Source organism: Lentzea sp. NPDC058436 (assembly GCF_042721515.1).
GTDB lineage: Bacteria > Actinomycetota > Actinomycetes > Mycobacteriales > Pseudonocardiaceae > Lentzea.
On the sequence record NZ_JBHXLF010000003.1, the window covers coordinates 1,008,008 to 1,023,225 of the forward strand.

At 70.7% G+C, this 15,218-nt stretch carries 15 protein-coding genes and 1 rRNA gene; 1 reads left to right on the forward strand and 15 read right to left on the reverse strand.

The window, feature by feature from the left end; translation table 11 throughout:
• Positions 1 to 8: 8 nt before the first annotated feature.
• On the reverse strand, positions 9 to 626 hold the full coding sequence (locus tag ACFWN2_RS18510; RefSeq protein WP_382428707.1) for an NUDIX domain-containing protein: 618 nt from the start codon (positions 624 to 626) through the stop codon (positions 9 to 11).
• The gene (locus ACFWN2_RS18515) at positions 623 to 2,305 is read right to left on the reverse strand and encodes a CTP synthase (protein ID WP_382428708.1); all 1,683 of its coding nucleotides are present in this window, start codon (positions 2,303 to 2,305) and stop codon (positions 623 to 625) included. Before ACFWN2_RS18515 ends, ACFWN2_RS18510 begins: the two co-directional genes overlap by 4 nt.
• 178 nt (positions 2,306 to 2,483) lie before the next feature.
• Here ACFWN2_RS18515 and ACFWN2_RS18520 point away from each other — a divergent pair, with 178 nt between their 5' ends.
• Positions 2,484 to 3,146, forward strand: coding sequence for a hypothetical protein (locus ACFWN2_RS18520; RefSeq protein ID WP_382428709.1), 663 nt, complete (start codon positions 2,484 to 2,486; stop codon positions 3,144 to 3,146).
• Here the strand turns inward: ACFWN2_RS18520 and ACFWN2_RS18525 are convergent.
• The 13 genes from ACFWN2_RS18525 to rrf form a co-directional block, all read right to left on the reverse strand.
• Positions 3,143 to 4,081, reverse strand: coding sequence for a copper transporter (locus ACFWN2_RS18525; RefSeq protein ID WP_382428710.1), 939 nt, complete (start codon positions 4,079 to 4,081; stop codon positions 3,143 to 3,145). The genes ACFWN2_RS18520 and ACFWN2_RS18525 overlap by 4 nt on opposite strands.
• Entirely contained in the window at positions 4,078 to 5,262 is a 1,185-nt protein-coding gene (gene steA, locus ACFWN2_RS18530) for a putative cytokinetic ring protein SteA (RefSeq protein WP_382428711.1), read from the reverse strand. The genes ACFWN2_RS18525 and steA overlap by 4 nt, the downstream gene beginning before the upstream one ends.
• Positions 5,263 to 5,324: 62 nt before the next feature.
• Positions 5,325 to 5,765, reverse strand: coding sequence for a hypothetical protein (locus ACFWN2_RS18535; protein WP_382428712.1), 441 nt, complete (start codon positions 5,763 to 5,765; stop codon positions 5,325 to 5,327).
• Positions 5,762 to 6,193: a hypothetical protein gene (locus ACFWN2_RS18540; RefSeq protein WP_382428713.1), complete on the reverse strand. Its 432-nt coding sequence runs from the start codon at positions 6,191 to 6,193 to the stop codon at positions 5,762 to 5,764. The genes ACFWN2_RS18535 and ACFWN2_RS18540 overlap by 4 nt, the downstream gene beginning before the upstream one ends.
• Positions 6,190 to 6,780 carry a hypothetical protein gene (locus tag ACFWN2_RS18545; protein ID WP_382428714.1) on the reverse strand — a complete coding sequence of 197 codons (591 nt, stop codon included), beginning with the start codon at positions 6,778 to 6,780 and terminating at the stop codon, positions 6,190 to 6,192. The genes ACFWN2_RS18540 and ACFWN2_RS18545 overlap by 4 nt, the downstream gene beginning before the upstream one ends.
• A complete protein-coding gene (locus ACFWN2_RS18550) occupies positions 6,773 to 7,372 on the reverse strand; it encodes a hypothetical protein (RefSeq protein ID WP_382428715.1) in 600 nt (199 codons plus the stop codon). The genes ACFWN2_RS18545 and ACFWN2_RS18550 overlap by 8 nt, the downstream gene beginning before the upstream one ends.
• A gap of 647 nt (positions 7,373 to 8,019) precedes the next feature.
• Positions 8,020 to 9,801: a DNA repair protein RecN gene (recN, locus tag ACFWN2_RS18555; protein ID WP_382428716.1), complete on the reverse strand. Its 1,782-nt coding sequence runs from the start codon at positions 9,799 to 9,801 to the stop codon at positions 8,020 to 8,022.
• 80 nt (positions 9,802 to 9,881) lie between these two features.
• A complete protein-coding gene (locus ACFWN2_RS18560; protein WP_382428717.1) occupies positions 9,882 to 10,772 on the reverse strand; it encodes an NAD kinase in 891 nt (296 codons plus the stop codon).
• On the reverse strand, positions 10,769 to 11,566 hold the full coding sequence (locus ACFWN2_RS18565) for a TlyA family RNA methyltransferase (protein ID WP_382428718.1): 798 nt from the start codon (positions 11,564 to 11,566) through the stop codon (positions 10,769 to 10,771). Before ACFWN2_RS18565 ends, ACFWN2_RS18560 begins: the two co-directional genes overlap by 4 nt.
• A 6-nt stretch (positions 11,567 to 11,572) precedes the next feature.
• Positions 11,573 to 11,740 carry a hypothetical protein gene (locus tag ACFWN2_RS18570; RefSeq protein WP_382428719.1) on the reverse strand — a complete coding sequence of 56 codons (168 nt, stop codon included), beginning with the start codon at positions 11,738 to 11,740 and terminating at the stop codon, positions 11,573 to 11,575.
• A 4-nt stretch (positions 11,741 to 11,744) separates the two neighbouring features.
• A complete protein-coding gene (locus ACFWN2_RS18575) occupies positions 11,745 to 12,539 on the reverse strand; it encodes an HAD-IIA family hydrolase (RefSeq protein WP_382428720.1) in 795 nt (264 codons plus the stop codon).
• On the reverse strand, positions 12,536 to 15,034 hold the full coding sequence (locus ACFWN2_RS18580) for a hypothetical protein (protein WP_382428721.1): 2,499 nt from the start codon (positions 15,032 to 15,034) through the stop codon (positions 12,536 to 12,538). The genes ACFWN2_RS18575 and ACFWN2_RS18580 overlap by 4 nt, the downstream gene beginning before the upstream one ends.
• Positions 15,035 to 15,126: 92 nt before the next feature.
• Positions 15,127 to 15,218, reverse strand: a 5S ribosomal RNA gene (gene rrf / locus ACFWN2_RS18585); the annotation flags it as partial.

Genomic DNA, 15,218 nt, shown 5'->3' on the forward strand with positions numbered 1-15,218 from the left:
GGTCCAACCTACTTCTTGCGCGCCGCGAACCGGGTCGGCTTGTCGCGGAACGGTGCGTCGGCAGGACGCGGTTCGGCGCGGCCCTCCAGCACCTCGCGGGCCGCGAGCAGCCCGGCGACCGCCGACGAGTTCACGACCTCGCCCGACAGCACCATGCGCACGGCCTCGTCGATCGGGAAGCGGTGGATCTCCAGGTCCGCCTCCTCCTCGCCCTGCACGTCGCGTTCCACCTCGGTCAGCTCGCGCGCCAGGAACACGCGCACGACCTCGTCGGTGAACCCGGGAGACGCCGCCGTGTCGACCAGCGTGTCCCAGCGCAAGGCGTCGAGCCCGACCTCCTCGGCCAGCTCGCGGCGGGCACCGACGACCGGCTCCTCGCCGTCGTGGTCGAGCAGCCCGGCCGGCAGCTCCCAGAGGTGCCTGCCCAGCGCGTGCCGGTACTGGTGGATCAGCACGACCTGGCCGGCGTCGTCCACGGCCACGACCGCGACGGCGCCCATGTGCTCGACGATCTCGCGCTTGGCCGTGCCGCCGCCGGGCATCTCGACCTCGTCGATCCGCAGCGCGACGACCCGTCCGACGTGCAGGTCCTCGCTGGAGACCGTGCGGAAGTCGTGGCGGGTCACTTCGACGCGCCTGCGGTCAAAGGGAGGCGGTCGGCCACCCGGTAGTCGATCGCGGCCTTCACGAACGCCGCGAACAGCGGGTGCGGCTTCGTGGGACGCGACTTGAGCTCGGGGTGCGCCTGCGTGCCCGCGTAGAACGGGTGCACGTCGGCGGGCAGCTCGACGAACTCGACCAGGCGGCCGTCCGGCGACGTGCCCGAGAACACCAGGCCCGCGTCGGCGAGCTTGCCCCGGTACGCGTTGTTGACCTCGTAGCGGTGGCGGTGCCGCTCGGACACCTCGGTGGCGCCGTACGCGGACGCGACGACCGAACCGGGCGTGAGCTTCGCGATGTACGCGCCGAGGCGCATCGTGCCGCCCATGTCGCGCTGACCGGAGACGACGTCCTGCTGGTCGGCCATCGTGGAGATGACCGGCGTGCCGCCCTCTTCGAACTCGCTGGAGTTCGCGTCCTCGATGCCCGCGAGGTTCCGCGCGGCCTCGATCACCATGCACTGCAGGCCGAGGCACAGGCCCAACGTCGGCACACCGCGCGTGCGGGTGTACTTCAGCGCGCCGAGCTTGCCCTCGATGCCGCGCACGCCGAAACCGCCGGGGATCAGCACGGCGTCCATGCCGGACAACGCGCGTGCGGCGCCCTCGGGCGTCTGGCACTCGTCCGACGCCACCCACTTGATCTCGACCTTGGCGTGGTGCGCGAAACCGCCCGCGCGCAGCGCCTCGGTGACCGAGAGGTACGCGTCCGGCAGGTCGACGTACTTGCCGACGAGCGCGATCTTCACCGTCTCGGACGGGTTGTGCACCCGCTCCAGCAGGTCGCCCCACACCGTCCAGTCGACGTCGCGGAACGGCAGGTCGAGGCGGCGCACGACGTAGGCGTCGAGGCCCTCGGCGTGCAGCACCTTCGGGATGTCGTAGATCGACGGCGCGTCGACGGCCGCGACGACGGCGTCGGTGTCGACGTCGCACATCAGGCCGATCTTGCGCTTGAGCGCGTCCGGGATCTCCCGGTCGGCGCGGCACACGATCGCGTCGGGCTGGATGCCGATGTTGCGCAACGCCGCGACGGAGTGCTGCGTCGGCTTGGTCTTCAGCTCGCCGGACGGCGCCAGGTACGGAATCAGGCTGACGTGCAGGAAGAAGACGTTGTCGCGGCCGACGTCGTGGCGGACCTGGCGGGCCGCCTCCAGGAACGGCAGCGACTCGATGTCACCGACCGTGCCGCCGACCTCGGTGATGACGACGTCCGGCGTCACACCGTCGGCGTCCGGCTCCGCCATCATCCGGATGCGGCGCTTGATCTCGTCGGTGATGTGCGGGATCACCTGGACCGTGTCGCCCAGGTACTCGCCGCGCCGCTCCTTGGCGATCACCTCGGAGTACACCTGGCCGGTGGTGACGTTCGCTTCGCCGCTCAGGTCCCGCGCGAGGAACCGCTCGTAGTGGCCGATGTCGAGGTCCGTCTCCGCGCCGTCGTCGGTCACGAAGACCTCGCCGTGCTGGAACGGGTTCATCGTGCCGGGGTCCACGTTGAGGTACGGGTCGAGCTTCTGCATCGTTACCCGCAGGCCGCGCGAGGTGAGCAACTGGCCGAGGCTGGAGGCGGTGAGCCCCTTGCCCAGGGAGGAGGCGACGCCTCCGGTGACGAAGACGTGCTTGGTCGTACGTGCCTGCTGCACCAACGGGGCTCCCGTGAAAATCGTGGGGGCCGAATCCCCCTATCCACGGGCCATAACGCTAACACGCCGCCGGTCACTCAGCGCACCACGACCCGGCAGATCACATCACCCGATCGGCGCAGCGAGGGGTTTTGCCGAACTTCCCCCGGCACGGCCCGACATCAGGAAAAGTTGTCACGTGACCTTCGACGTGGCAGGGGCAGCCGCCAAAGTCGTGCGCGACCGCTCGGCGGCGTGGCGGTTCATCGAGGGTTTCGCGGCCGCGTGGGCCGAGCCGATCGAGGCCTCGGACGGCTGGAACCACGCCGACCTGAACGCCGCCGAGGACCGTCTCGGCGTGCGGCTGCCGGACGCGGTGCGCGACGCCTACGCGTTGTTCGGCAAGCGGCCCGACCTCACGAGCAACCAGGACTGGCTGCTCACCCCGAGCGAGCTGCGGCTGGACGGCGAGGTCGTCGTCTTCCGCAGGGAGATCCACGCGGTCACGTCGTGGGGCGCGGCCCTCGACAGCCCGGACCCGGCCGTCGTGCACGAGACGGAACGCGGCTGGGAGCCGTGGCTGCCGCACTTCTCCGCCGCCTGCGTGGAACTGGTGCTGTCCGAGGCCCTGTTCCGCGACGGGGCCGTGACAGCGGACAGGGAGACGTCCGCGGCGGACGCCTCCCTGTTCGAGGAGCACTTCGCACTGCTGCCGCTGCACAGTCCCGGCACCCGCTGGTTCGTCAGCGACGACCTGATCGTGCGCGAGGACGACGGCGAGTGGCTGTGGGCCCGTGCCCGCACACCGGAGGCGCTGGACCTGCTGACCCGGCGACTCCCCGGCGAGTGGACGACCGACTAGCCCTGAGTTCCCGGCGAGGACGCCTCCGCGTTGCCCGCCACGCCGTAGCGGCCGGACCGGCCCTCCAGCTGTTCGCGCAACGCCATCACCACGACGACCTGGCCCGCCGGGGTGTCGGAGTTGTCCACGGTGGACAGGATCGACGTCGACGCGGTGTCCGCGCGGACCACGCCGATCGCCCCCGTGCCGTTCGCGGAGCCGTTCGCACCGGCCAGCACGACGCCCGCACCGGTCCGGTCGAGCTGGGTGGCGAACCGCGCGACCGTCGAGGCCCTGTCCGCGGCCGAGTCCCCGATCGCGGCACCACCGGTCAGCACGATCGCGAGCTGCGCCGGCTTCACGCCCGAGGTCGCCTTCACGAACCCCGCGTTGGTGAGGCCGGACAGCGCGGACGCCATCTCGTCGGCCGTGGCCTGCGGCTCGTTGTTGGAGGGGTTGAGCAGCAGCAACGTCCCGAAGAGACCACCGGCGCGGGTGCCGGGGTCCACGGCGGTGGGAAGCTGCGACCCGGCGGGCTGCAGCCGTGCCACGAGGTCGCGCAGCTGGTCACCGCGCGCGGGGTCGGAGAACGCGTCGGTCAGCTGGACCTCGCCGGTGACGGTGGCGCTCGCCGCCTTCAGCAGGCCGGTGAGAGCGTCCCGATCGGACGGACGGGCGTCGGCGGTGGTCACGATGACGACCGTGCGGTCGGTGAGCCGGTCCTTGACGGCCAGCGGGCCGACGGACGTCGCGAACTTGTCGGCCTCGCTCAGCTTGGCGTTCAAGGCGTTGCGGTCGTTCTGCAGGTCGTTCACCTGCTGTGCCAACGAGTTCTTCTCGTCGCTCAGCCCCGACAGCAACCGTCCGCTGATCGCGGTCGACCCCAGCACGACACCGACCGCCAGCGCGAGGAACACCGCGGTGATCGAAACTATGTGGTAGCGCAACGTGATCACGTGAACAACCCCTTGAACCAGTTGACGACGGAGTGCCAGCCGTCGACCACGATGTCGACGTAGACGTGACCGACGCCGGACACCGCCAGCGCCGCCGCCATGGCGACGATCGCGGCGGTCACCAGCAGGACGATCACGCCCAGCGAGACCCGGCTGCGGTGCAACGTCGCGACGGCCTCCCCGTCGACGAGCTTGCTGCCGAGCTTCAACCGGGTGAGGAACGTGGAGGGGTTCGAACCGGAGTGCCCGCGGTCGAGGAACTCGCGCAGCGTCGCGCGCAGTCCCACCGTGACGACCAGGGACGCCCCGTGTGCTTCGGCGAGCAGCAACGCGAGGTCCTCCGCGTTGCCCGACGCGGGGAACGTCACCGCGCCGATGCCGAGGTCCTGGATCCGCTGCAGGCCGGGCGCGTGGCCGTCGGTCTGCGCGGGGACGACGACCTCGGCGGCCGCGCGCAGTGACGCGGTGCCGATGCCGTCGGGGTCGCCGACGATGATGTCCGGCTTGAGCCCGGCGTCGATCAGCGTGTCGGCGCCCGTGTCGACACCGATCAGCACCGGCCGGTACTCGCGGATGTACTTGCGGAGCTTGCGCAGCTCCTCGGCGTGCGAGGGGCCGCCGGCGACGACGAGCACCTGCCGGTCGCGCATCGGCACGTACACCTCGGGGACGCCGACGCCGTCGAGCACCAGCGCGCGTTCGCGGCGGAGGAACTCGATGGTGTTGGCGGAGAAGGCTTCCAGCTGCGCCGACATGCCGGCCTTCGCCTCGATCATCGCGTCGGCGATGCTTTCGGCGTTCTGCTCGACCCCCTGGGCGAGCTCACGTTCCCCGGCGTACACGACTCCTTCGTGCAGCCGGATCTTCGTGCCTTCTTTGATCTCCCGCAACGCGACGGCACCGACGCCGTCGATGAGCGGAATGCCGGCCTCGATCAGCAGTTCCGGCCCGAGGTTCGGAAAACGCCCGGAAATGGACGGCGACGCGTTCACGACACCGACGACCTCGGCCGCGACGAGCGCCTCCGCGGTGCGCCGGTCGAGGTCGACGAGGTCCATGACAGCGACGTCACCGGCACTCACGCGCCGAACCAGGTCGCTCGCGCGCCGATCAACCCGCGCGACGCCCGTGACACCGGGAAGTTCGTGGTTGGTGCGGCTCAGCAGCCCGGAAAGCTTCATGGGCCGATAGTGACCCACGGTGCGCACGCGACAGGTGAGGCACGCCGGGCGATTCCAGGTGGTCAGTCGTCGGGGTGAAGCACTACGGCTCCAAACGCGAGAACCACTGCACTTATGAGCACCCAAATACCGTTGCCGAACCCGGCTTCCAGCGCCGGATCGATCGCGATGTTGCCCTCCTGGTGAAAGCTGATCGCGTTCAGCAAATACACGAACAACATTCCGGTGACGCCCGCGAGCGCGGCGGCTCCGGCGTACGCGACCTTCCGCCACCGCATCCCGGCCAGCACGGCGGCGGCCGCCAGCACGACGGGGATGCCGAACAACGGCCCGTGCTCGTCCTTGGTGCCACCGAACTGCGTGCTCCACCCCGTGGTGACGTACGCGGTCTGCGGCTGTCCGGGAGCGAGCCGGATCAGCAACTCGGAGAACGGCAGGAACGTCGCCCCGACCGCGGCGGCGGCCGCGAGCCCGAGCAGCACCAGCCCGAGAACCTTCCTCACGCCGCCTCCCTCTGCGCCGCAACGGCCCCCGCCAGCGCGACCAGCGTCCCGACCACGAGGAACACCAGCCCGAACCCGACCGCGAAGTCCCCTTGCTGCTCAACGGCGTGCCCGCGCTCCGACACGACGAGCGCCCCGATCACACCGACGGCCCCGAGCTGCCCGGCCGCCCCGGCCAGTGCCGCACGACTGACCCACACCCCGAGCACGAGCAGCACCACCGTCACCACGACGGGCACCCCGTACCAGGGCGAGAGCTCACCGGCGGGCCAGTCGCCGGGCTTGTTGAGGATCTCCGTCCCCCACGCCCGAACGATGACCTCGACCCCGCCCGCATAGCCCGTCGAGTACCACGGCAACACCATCGCCGTGGCAGTGAGCACCACTCCGACCGCGATCAACGCGACCGCCGTAGCTCTACCGATCACCGAGTCTCCTGCTGTCCGTCCGGCGGAATGGCGATCCCGAAGGGCGGCGTGTCGTCGTCCCCGCCGACCTGGTGCACGACCACCTCCGCTGTCTCCTCCACGGGCGCGACAACGCGCCGCTGCGCGAGCCCGGCTCCGACGAGCCCGATGATCGCCGCAAGCCCCAGCAGGTAGATACCGCCGTGGTAGTGCAGTTCCTCCTGGGGCCCGGAAGCATCCGCGGTCAAGCGCCCCTCCAGCGACCGCACCTGGAGCACGTAGAAGAGCACCACCCCGGCCAGCAACCCGGCCCCACCCATGGCGAGCGCCTGCCCGACGAACGCGGACCGCTCCCGCGACATCACCACGACAGCGACGACCATGACCAGCGAGGAGATCACCACAGGCAGCCCGGCGGCGAAGAACGCGGGCTGCTCAGGCGGCCCGTTCACCGGCACCGACCTGGTGACCCACAACGTCGTGGTGATCGTCAGCCCGGACCCGAACCCCGAGTACACGGTGCTGAACACACGCTGAAAGGACGCGACAACGGCCAGCGCCGCCCCCAGCACCACCAGCACCAGGGCAACCCGCCGCCGGTCAATCACTCTTGGGCTCCACGATCACCGGATACCCGTACGGAGGCGTGTCCGTGTCATCAGCCTCGTCGATCTGGTGGATCACCACCCCGTCACCACCACCGTCGTCCACCTTCTCCGCCCGAGGCAACTCCTGGTGCAACACGGCAGAGACCACAGCCACCCCCGCAGCCACGATGAGCAGGGTGACCCCGTCCCCCTGCTCCACCTCGATGGGCACACGCGACTCGATCGCACCGAGCTGCGTCACCACCTCCTGCACGTGCGCGACAGCGGACCAAGCCGCCCCGACCAGCACCCCGGCCCCGAGCAACGACCCAACCCGGAACGCGGGCATCCGAAACGCCAGCACAGCCGCCAACGCCATGACCAGCGCCGCCCCCACGGCAGGCTCCCCGAACTTCAAGGGCTGCAACAACAGGATGTCCTGGAAGTCGTTGCGCCCGACCACCCACGTCGTGGACTCGTACCGCAACGTACGGGAGGTGGTCACGACCTGCACCGAGTAGGCGGACAGGAACGTGGCCGCCACACCCAGCCCGGCGGAGACGAACACCAGCACCGCCCCGAACACCCGGCGCGTGGCAAAAGATCCGGTCACACCCCCATCATGCCGAACAACGAGGCAGACAGCGGGAGGGACGCGACCGGCACAGGCACGCAGGGCGGGGCACGAGGGGCGGGGCACGAGGGACGGGGCACGAGGGACGGGGCACGAGGGACGGGGGCAGGCCGAAGGCAGGGCGGCAGAGCGGCAGGGCGAGGCGCGCAGGGCGAGGCGGGCAAGCGGGGCAGGGCGAGGCAAGCGGGGTGGGGTGGGGCGGGCAAGCGGCATCGTGCCGCAGGCCGACAGCGCGAGCCAGGGCCAGGGCCAGGGCCGAGGGGGCATGGCCAACGCCTGATCACCCGCGATGCCGCAGGCGAGCCGTCCTTACCAAGAGGCCTGGGTGGGGTGGCTTCGTCACGAGTCGTGCCACTGCACTTGCTGCATGCACGAGGGGGTGTCAACTCGACACGCTCTTCGTCGAGTTGACACCCCCTCGTGCATGCGGCCCGCTCTGGCACGACTCGTGACGAAGCCACCCCACGAACGCAACCAACCAAAGCAGCGCGCAGCCGCCAAAAGCAACAGGCGTGCCATCAACCCGCGATCGGCGCCGGCCCCGGCTTTTGATCAGATTGGCGGGGTCTGGGGCGGAGCCCCAGGGTTCGAGCAACTAGACGCCAACAACCCAACCACCAACAAAATCAGCTCTTCTTCTTCCGACGCCGAACCACAGGCGCAGCAGACTTGTCAGCCTTGGCCGCAGCCAGCAACTCCTCAGCATGCGCCCGACCGGTGTCGGTCGAGTCCATCCCGGCCAGCATCCGGGCCAACTCCACAACCCGCTGAGTCTCGTCCAACTTCCGAACAGCGGACCGAGTGAAGGTCCCATCAGCGGACTTGTCCACCACAAGATGCCGATCAGCAAAGGCAGCAACCTGCGGCAAGTGGGTCACCACGATCACCTGGTGCGACCGCGCAAGCCGAGCCAACCGCCGCCCGACCTCGACAGCGGCCCGCCCACCAACCCCGGCGTCGACCTCGTCAAAAACGAGGGTGGGCACCGGATCCGAGTGCGACAGCACCACTTCCAGCGCCAGCATCACGCGGGAGAGCTCACCACCGGACGCACCCTTGTGCACCGGCAGAGCGGGCGCGCCGGGGTGGGAGATCAGCCGAAGCTCGACATCGTCCACACCGGACGCACCGGCGTGCAGAACCGACCGTCCGACCGGCAAAGCCTGGGCATCCCCGGCCTCGGCGTGCCGGGGCCGGACCGCGAGCTCCACCGAGGCGTGCGGCATGGCGAGCCCGTCCAGCTCCTCGGTGACGGCCTTGCCCAGCTCCAGCGCGGCCTCGACCCGTGCGGCCGTCACCTGAGCGGCGAGCGAAGCCAGTTCCACGGCCAGCTCGTCACGCCGGGTGGCCAGGCCGCTCAGCGCCTCTTCGGACGTGTCGAGCCCGCCCAGACGAGTCCGCGCGTCCTCGGCCCACGCGATCACACCGTCGACGTCGGCCGCGTACTTGCGGGTCAGCGCCTTCAGCTCGGCCTGCCGCTGCAGCACGGCCTCCAGCCGGCCGGGGTCTGCCTCCAGCTGGTCGAGGTACCCGGAGATCTCGGCACCGACGTCGGCCAGCAGCGTCGCGGCCTCGACGAGGCGCGGTTCCATCTCACGCAGCTTCGGGTCCTCCGACGCGGAGAGCCTGCGGGCCGCCTCGGAGATCAGGCCCAGGGCGCCGGGGTTCTCGGGGTCGCCCTCCAGCGAGCCGGACACTGCGAACTGCGCGCCCTGGGCGGCCTCGCGGAGCTGGTCGGCATCGGCAAGGCGGCGGGCCTCGTCGTGGAGCTCGCCGTCCTCGCCCAGCTTCGGGTCGACCGCGTCGATCTCGGTCAGGCCGTGCCGGAGCAGGTCGGCCTCGCGGGCCAGTTCGCGGGAACGCTCGGTGCGTTCCTTGAGCTCCGACGACACGCGGAGCCACTCCTCGCGGACGGCCTGGTAGGCGCGCAACGGGCCGCCCACGTCGTCGCCGGCGAAGCGGTCCAGGACGCCGCGCTGCTCGGTCGGCCGCATGAGCCGCAGCTGGTCGTTCTGCCCGTGGACGGCGATCAGCTGCTCCGCCAGTTCGGACAGGACGCCGACCGGCACGGAGCGGCCGCCGACGTGGGCCCGCGAACGGCCGTCGGAGCCGACGGTGCGGATCGCGATCAGCGACCCGTCCTCGTCCGCGTCGCCGCCGACCTCCTCCGCCACCTTCGCGGCAGGGCTGCCCGCCGGGGCCTGGAAGCGGCCTTCCACCACCGCTTTGTCGGCTCCGGTGCGCACACGGGACGCCTCCGCCCGGCCTCCGCCGAGCAGGTGCAACCCGGTCACGACCATGGTCTTGCCCGCGCCCGTCTCACCAGTCACTACGGTGAACCCGGGGTCCAGTTCAAGGGTGGCCTCGTCGATCACGCCAAGGCCATTGATGCGCATCTCGGCCAGCACAGGGCGAACCTTACTTGTCGAGTCCGACATTTCCTCGCGGGCACCATAACGAGCGAGTGCCGACGCACCGAGCGGCGCGGTCAGCCTGCCGATGGTCCCCGCCATCCCTTCACCGGCAGGTCGAACTTCTCGACCAGCCGGTCCGTGAACGGAGCCTGGCGCAGCCGCACGACCTTGAGCGGTATCGCGCCCTCCACGATCTCGATCCGCGCACCCGCGGGCAGCTCGAACGTGCGCCGCCCGTCCGCGGACAGCGCCGCCGGATGCCCGGTCGCCTCGATCTCGAACGCCACGTGCGACTTCGGCGAGACGACCAGCGGCCGGGCGAACAGCGCGTGCGCGTTGCTCGGCACCACCAGGATCGCCTGCACGTCCGGCCACACGACCGGTCCGCCCGCCGAGAACGCGTAGGCGGTCGAGCCCGTCGGCGTCGCGCACAGCACGCCGTCGCAGCCGAACGCCGACACCGGCCGTCCGTCGACCTCGACGACGACTTCGAGGATGCGTTCGCGGATCAGCTTCTCGACGCTGATCTCGTTGAGCGCCCAGGTCTTCACGACGACCTCGCCGTTGACCGTGGCGATCAGGTCGAGCGTCATGCGCTCTTCCACGAAGTAGTCGCGTTCCAGCACGTGCCCGACGGCCTCGTGCAACGCGTCCGAGTCGGCCTCCGCGAGGAACCCGACCCGGCCGAGGTTGACGCCCAGCACCGGCACCCGCGCCGGGCGGGCGAGCTCGGCGCCGCGCAGCAGCGTGCCGTCACCACCCAGTACGAGCACCAGCTCGGTGCCCTCGGCGGCGTGGTCGTCGGCGGGCACGACCTTGGTGCAGCACGACGGGCCGAGGTCACGAGCCTCGTCGTCGAGCACCCTCGTCGTGACGCCCCCGACCGCGAGGCGGCCGGCCACCTGGCGGGCGAGATCGATGTTGCTCTGGTGGCCGGTGTGGACGACCAGCAGGACTTCCCTCATTGGGGCCCTTCTTCGACGGCGGTGCGCACCATCTCCGCGGGGTCGACCGGGTCGCCCTTGCGAAGCCAGAGGAAGTACTCGACGTTGCCGGACGGGCCGGGCAGCGGGCTCGCGACGACCCCGTGCACGGCCAGACCCAGTTCGGCCGCCGCCCTGGTCACGTCGAGCACGGCCTCGGCACGCAGCTCCGGGTCGCGCACGACACCGCCGGAGCCAAGGCGTTCCTTGCCCACCTCGAACTGCGGCTTGACCATGGGCAGCAGATCGCCCTCCTCGTCGAGGCACGCGGCCAGTGCGGGAAGCACAAGCCTCAACGAGATAAACGAAAGATCGGCCACCACGAGTTCAACTTTGCCGCCGATGTCCTCGGGCGTGAGGGTGCGGACGTTGGTCTTGTCCTTCACCACGACCCGGTCGTCGGTCTGCAGCTTCCAGTCGAGCAGACCCCTGCCGACGTCGGCCGCGACCACCTGACGCGCGCCTTTGCGCAGCAGCACGTCGGTGAAACCGCCAGTGGATGCTCCGGCGTCGAGACAACGCCTGCCGGTGGGGTCGATCTTGAAGCCGTCGAGCGCGCCGATGAGCTTGTGCGCGCCGCGGGAGGCCCAGTTGGGGTCGTTGGCGCTGTCCTTGACGACGACCGCGTCGGAGGTCTCCACGGCGGTCGCGGGTTTCGTCGCGACGGTACCGCGCACCTTCACGCGTCCGTCCGCGACGAGTTGGCTGGCGTGCTCACGGGACCTGGCGAGCCCCCTGCGCACGAGTTCGGCGTCGAGCCGCACCCTGCGAGGCACTGTGCATCACACCTTGTCGATGCTCGACAGCGCGTCGGTGAGCGTCGAGTGCACGGCGTCGAACCGAGCGACGTGCTCGTCGAGGGGAACGTTCTCGAGCCCGTCGAGCCGCTCCAGCGCGCCGTCGATGGCGTCGGCCGGGTTGGGCGGCGGTCCGGGCAGGGGGTAGCTCACGGTCTTACGGTAGCCGATGCAGTACCGACAGGTCCGCGCCGACATACGTGGGCCTTTGCTCAACCGGAAGCGCTTGCGCCTCTTGCTCCGTCGACACACCCGTGAGCACGAGCAGCGAGTCCATCCCGGCGTTGACCGCGCCCAGGACGTCCGTGTCAAGACGGTCGCCGACCACCAGCGGGCGGTGCGCGCCGAGGTCCTTCGCCGCCTGCTGCAGCAGCGGGGTGGCGGGCTTGCCGGCGACGAGCGGCTCCTGGTCGGTGGCCGCCCTGAGCGCCGCGACGAGCGAGCCGTTGCCGGGCAGCAGCCCGCGTTCGGTGGGCAGGGTGGCGTCGACGTTGCACGCCACCCACAGCGCGCCGTTGCGGATGGCCACGGTGGCCTCGGCCAGCTGACGCCAGCCGAGGTCCATGCTGAGGCCCTGCAGGACCGCCACCGCGCCTTCTGCGGTGTCGGTCGGGATGAGTCCGCGCTTGAACACCTCGGCCTCCAGGGCCTTGGTGCCGAGCACGAGCACGGTGGAGCGCTTCGGCAGGCGTTCGGCCAGCATGGCCGCGCCCGCCTGCGAGGAGGTGCTCACCTCGTCGACCGTCGTCTCGAACCCGAGCTCGACGAGGTGATCGGCCACCGCCTGCGGTGAGCGGGAGGCGTTGTTGGTGACGTAGCGGATGCCGACGCCCTTGCTCCTGGCCTCAGCGATCGCTTCGGCCGCACCGGGCACAGCTTCGTTTCCGCGGTAGACGGTGCCGTCGAGATCGATCAGCAACGCGTCGTACCTGTCGACCAACGTCTCGCTCACTGCTGCGGGGTCTCCTCCTGGGTCAGCTCGAACGCGCGCTCGGCGGCGTCCGTCTCCCCTTCGTCGTCAGCCTCGGCGGCGTTGAGGAACCACTTGACGGCTTCCTCGATGCGACCGGCCGCGGCCAGGTTGTCGGCGTAAGCGTAGAAGAGCCGCGCGGAGTAGGGGTTGCGCTGTCCGGGGTCGAGGTCCGGCCCCTGCAACGCGACGACCGCCGCGTCGAGCTGACCCATGTCCCGGCGAGCACCGGCCGCGACGATCCGCAGCTCGATCTCGTCCTCCTGGCTGAGGTCCTTGGCAGCCGGGTCCTTGGCGAGGTCGATGGCCCGCTCCGGCCGGCCAAGGGCCCGCTCGCAGTCGGCCATGATCGCCAGGTGGCCCGGTCCGGGCATCATCCGGCGGGCGGCCCGCAGCTCGCTGAGAGCCTCGGCCCACTCGTCCGCGAAGTAGGCGGTCAACCCGGCCGCCTCGCGCACGACACCGACCCGCGCCGCCTTGCTCCGCGCGTACCGGGCGTGCTCCAGGGCCAGTTCGGGGTCCTCGTCGATCAGCAGCCCGGCCGCGGCCAGGTGCTTGCCGATGATCTCCGCGAGCCCCTTGGGCAGGCTGCGCAGCTCGAGCTTGATCTCGGGGTCGAGCAGCGACAGGTCGGCCTCGTCCGGCAGCGGAGGCTTTCCGCCACGGGGGGCGGGCGCCTCGTCGCGCTGCTCGGCCTCGTCCGCGCCGGTGGCCACGCTGTCGTCCGTGCTCTCCGCACGCTCGTCGCCGGCCTCGTCCGCGTCCGCCTCGGCGGCGACGACAGACTCGACCTTCGTCTCGACCTCGGTCTCCGACTCGCTGTCCTCGGCTGCGGCGTTGTCCGCGGCCGGCTCGCGGCCTGCCGCGGCACGGGTGGCCGCGGCGCCGTCGCCCAGGCGGTACCCGGTGCGCTCGGCACCCTGGCTCACCTCGGCGGCCGCGTCCTGGCCCGTGGCCTCTGCAGCGCCGGTGCCTGCGGTCTCCTGCTCGGCGACACGCTCCTGGAACCGCGCCGCACGCTCACGGCTCCGCTCGTCACGACGGTCGTCGCGCTGCGGCGCGGACCGCTCGTCGTTGCGGTCGTCGCGGCGGTAGCCACCACGGTCGTTCGAGTCGTTCTTGCGGTAACCGCCGCGGTCGTCGTTCTTGCGGAACCCACCGCGGTCACCCGAGCGTCCACCCCGGTCACCGGAGTCGCTCTTGCGGTAGCCACCGCGGTCGCCCGACGAGTCGTCACGACGGAAGCCACCACGGTCACCCGAACGCTCGCCGCGGAAGCCGCCACGATCACCGGACTCACTCTTGCGGTAACCACCGCGGTCACCAGAACCCTGGCCCCGGTAACCTCCGCGATCACCGGAGTCGTCCTTGCGGTAGCCGGGACGGTCACCCGAACCCTGCCCGCGGTAACCACCGCGGTCGCCGGACTCGCTCTTGCGGTAACCACCGCGATCGCCCGAGTCGCTCTTGCGGTAGCCGCCACGGTCGCCCGACGAATCGTCACGGCGGAAACCGCCACGGTCGCTCGAACCCTGGCCGCGATACCCACCGCGGTCGCCGGAGTCGTCCCTGCGGAAGCCCCCGCGCTCACCCGAACGCTCGCCGCGGTAACCACCGCGGTCGCCCGAGTCGTCACGACGGAACCCGCCGCGCTCGCCGGAGCCCTGGCCCCGGCTGCCGCCGCGGTCGTCGTTCCTGCGGAACCCGCCACGGTCGCCCGAGTCGCTCTTGCGGTAACCACCGCGGTCGCCCGACGAGTCGTCACGGCGGAAGCCGCCGCGGTCGTTCGAACGGTCACCGCGGTACCCACCGCGATCACCGGAGTCGTCCTTGCGGTAGCCGGGACGGTCACCCGAACCCTGCCCGCGGTACCCACCGCGGTCGCCGGACTCGCTCTTGCGGTAGCCGCCACGATCGCCGGAGTCGTCCTTGCGGAACCCGCCGCGGTCGCTCGAACGGTCGCCCCGGTACCCACCGCGATCACCGGAGTCGTCCTTGCGGTAGCCGGGACGGTCGCCGCGGTAACCACCGCCGCTGCGCTCACCGGAACCCTGCCCGCGGTAGCCGCCACGGTCACCCGAGTCGCTCTTGCGGTAGCCGCCACGATCGCCGGAGCCACCGCGGTCGCTCGAACGGTCACCTCGGTAACCACCGCGATCACCGGAGTCGTCCCTGCGGAACCCGCCGCGCTCACCGGAGCGCTCGCCCCGGTAGCCGCCACGGTCACCGGACTCGCTCTTGCGGTAACCACCGCGATCGTTCGAGTCGCTCTTGCGGTAACCACCGCGGTCGCCCGAGCCGGCGCGGTTGTCTCGACGGTCACCGCTGGCGGAGCGGTCGCCGGAGCCTTCACCGCGCTGGGAGTTGTTGCTGCTGCTGAACTTGCGGTCGCCTGATGGACGGCCACCGTCGGAATGGCGCGGTCGGTCTCCCTGGCCACGCTGACGGTCGCCGGGACGATCCCCGAACCTGGACACCAAATCCTCCTACTATGGACACGCTGAAAGGGGCCTGTGAGCGATGCACTGTAATTGTGCCCCGCGATCACAAGCCCCTTCAGGGAAGTAAAGTTCGGCGGCGACCTACTCTCCCACACCGTAACCAGTGCAGTACCATCGGCGCAGAAGGGCTTAACTACCGGGTTCGGAATGGGACCGGGTG

What these genes read in the sequence shown, in the direction of transcription:
- steA (WP_382428711.1), bottom strand. Translation starts at nt 5,262, where the DNA reads ATGAAGCTTTCCGGGCTGCTGAGCCGCACCAACCACGAACTTCCCGGT.
- ACFWN2_RS18560 (WP_382428717.1), bottom strand. Translation starts at nt 10,772, where the DNA reads ATGAGGGAAGTCCTGCTGGTCGTCCACACCGGCCACCAGAGCAACATC.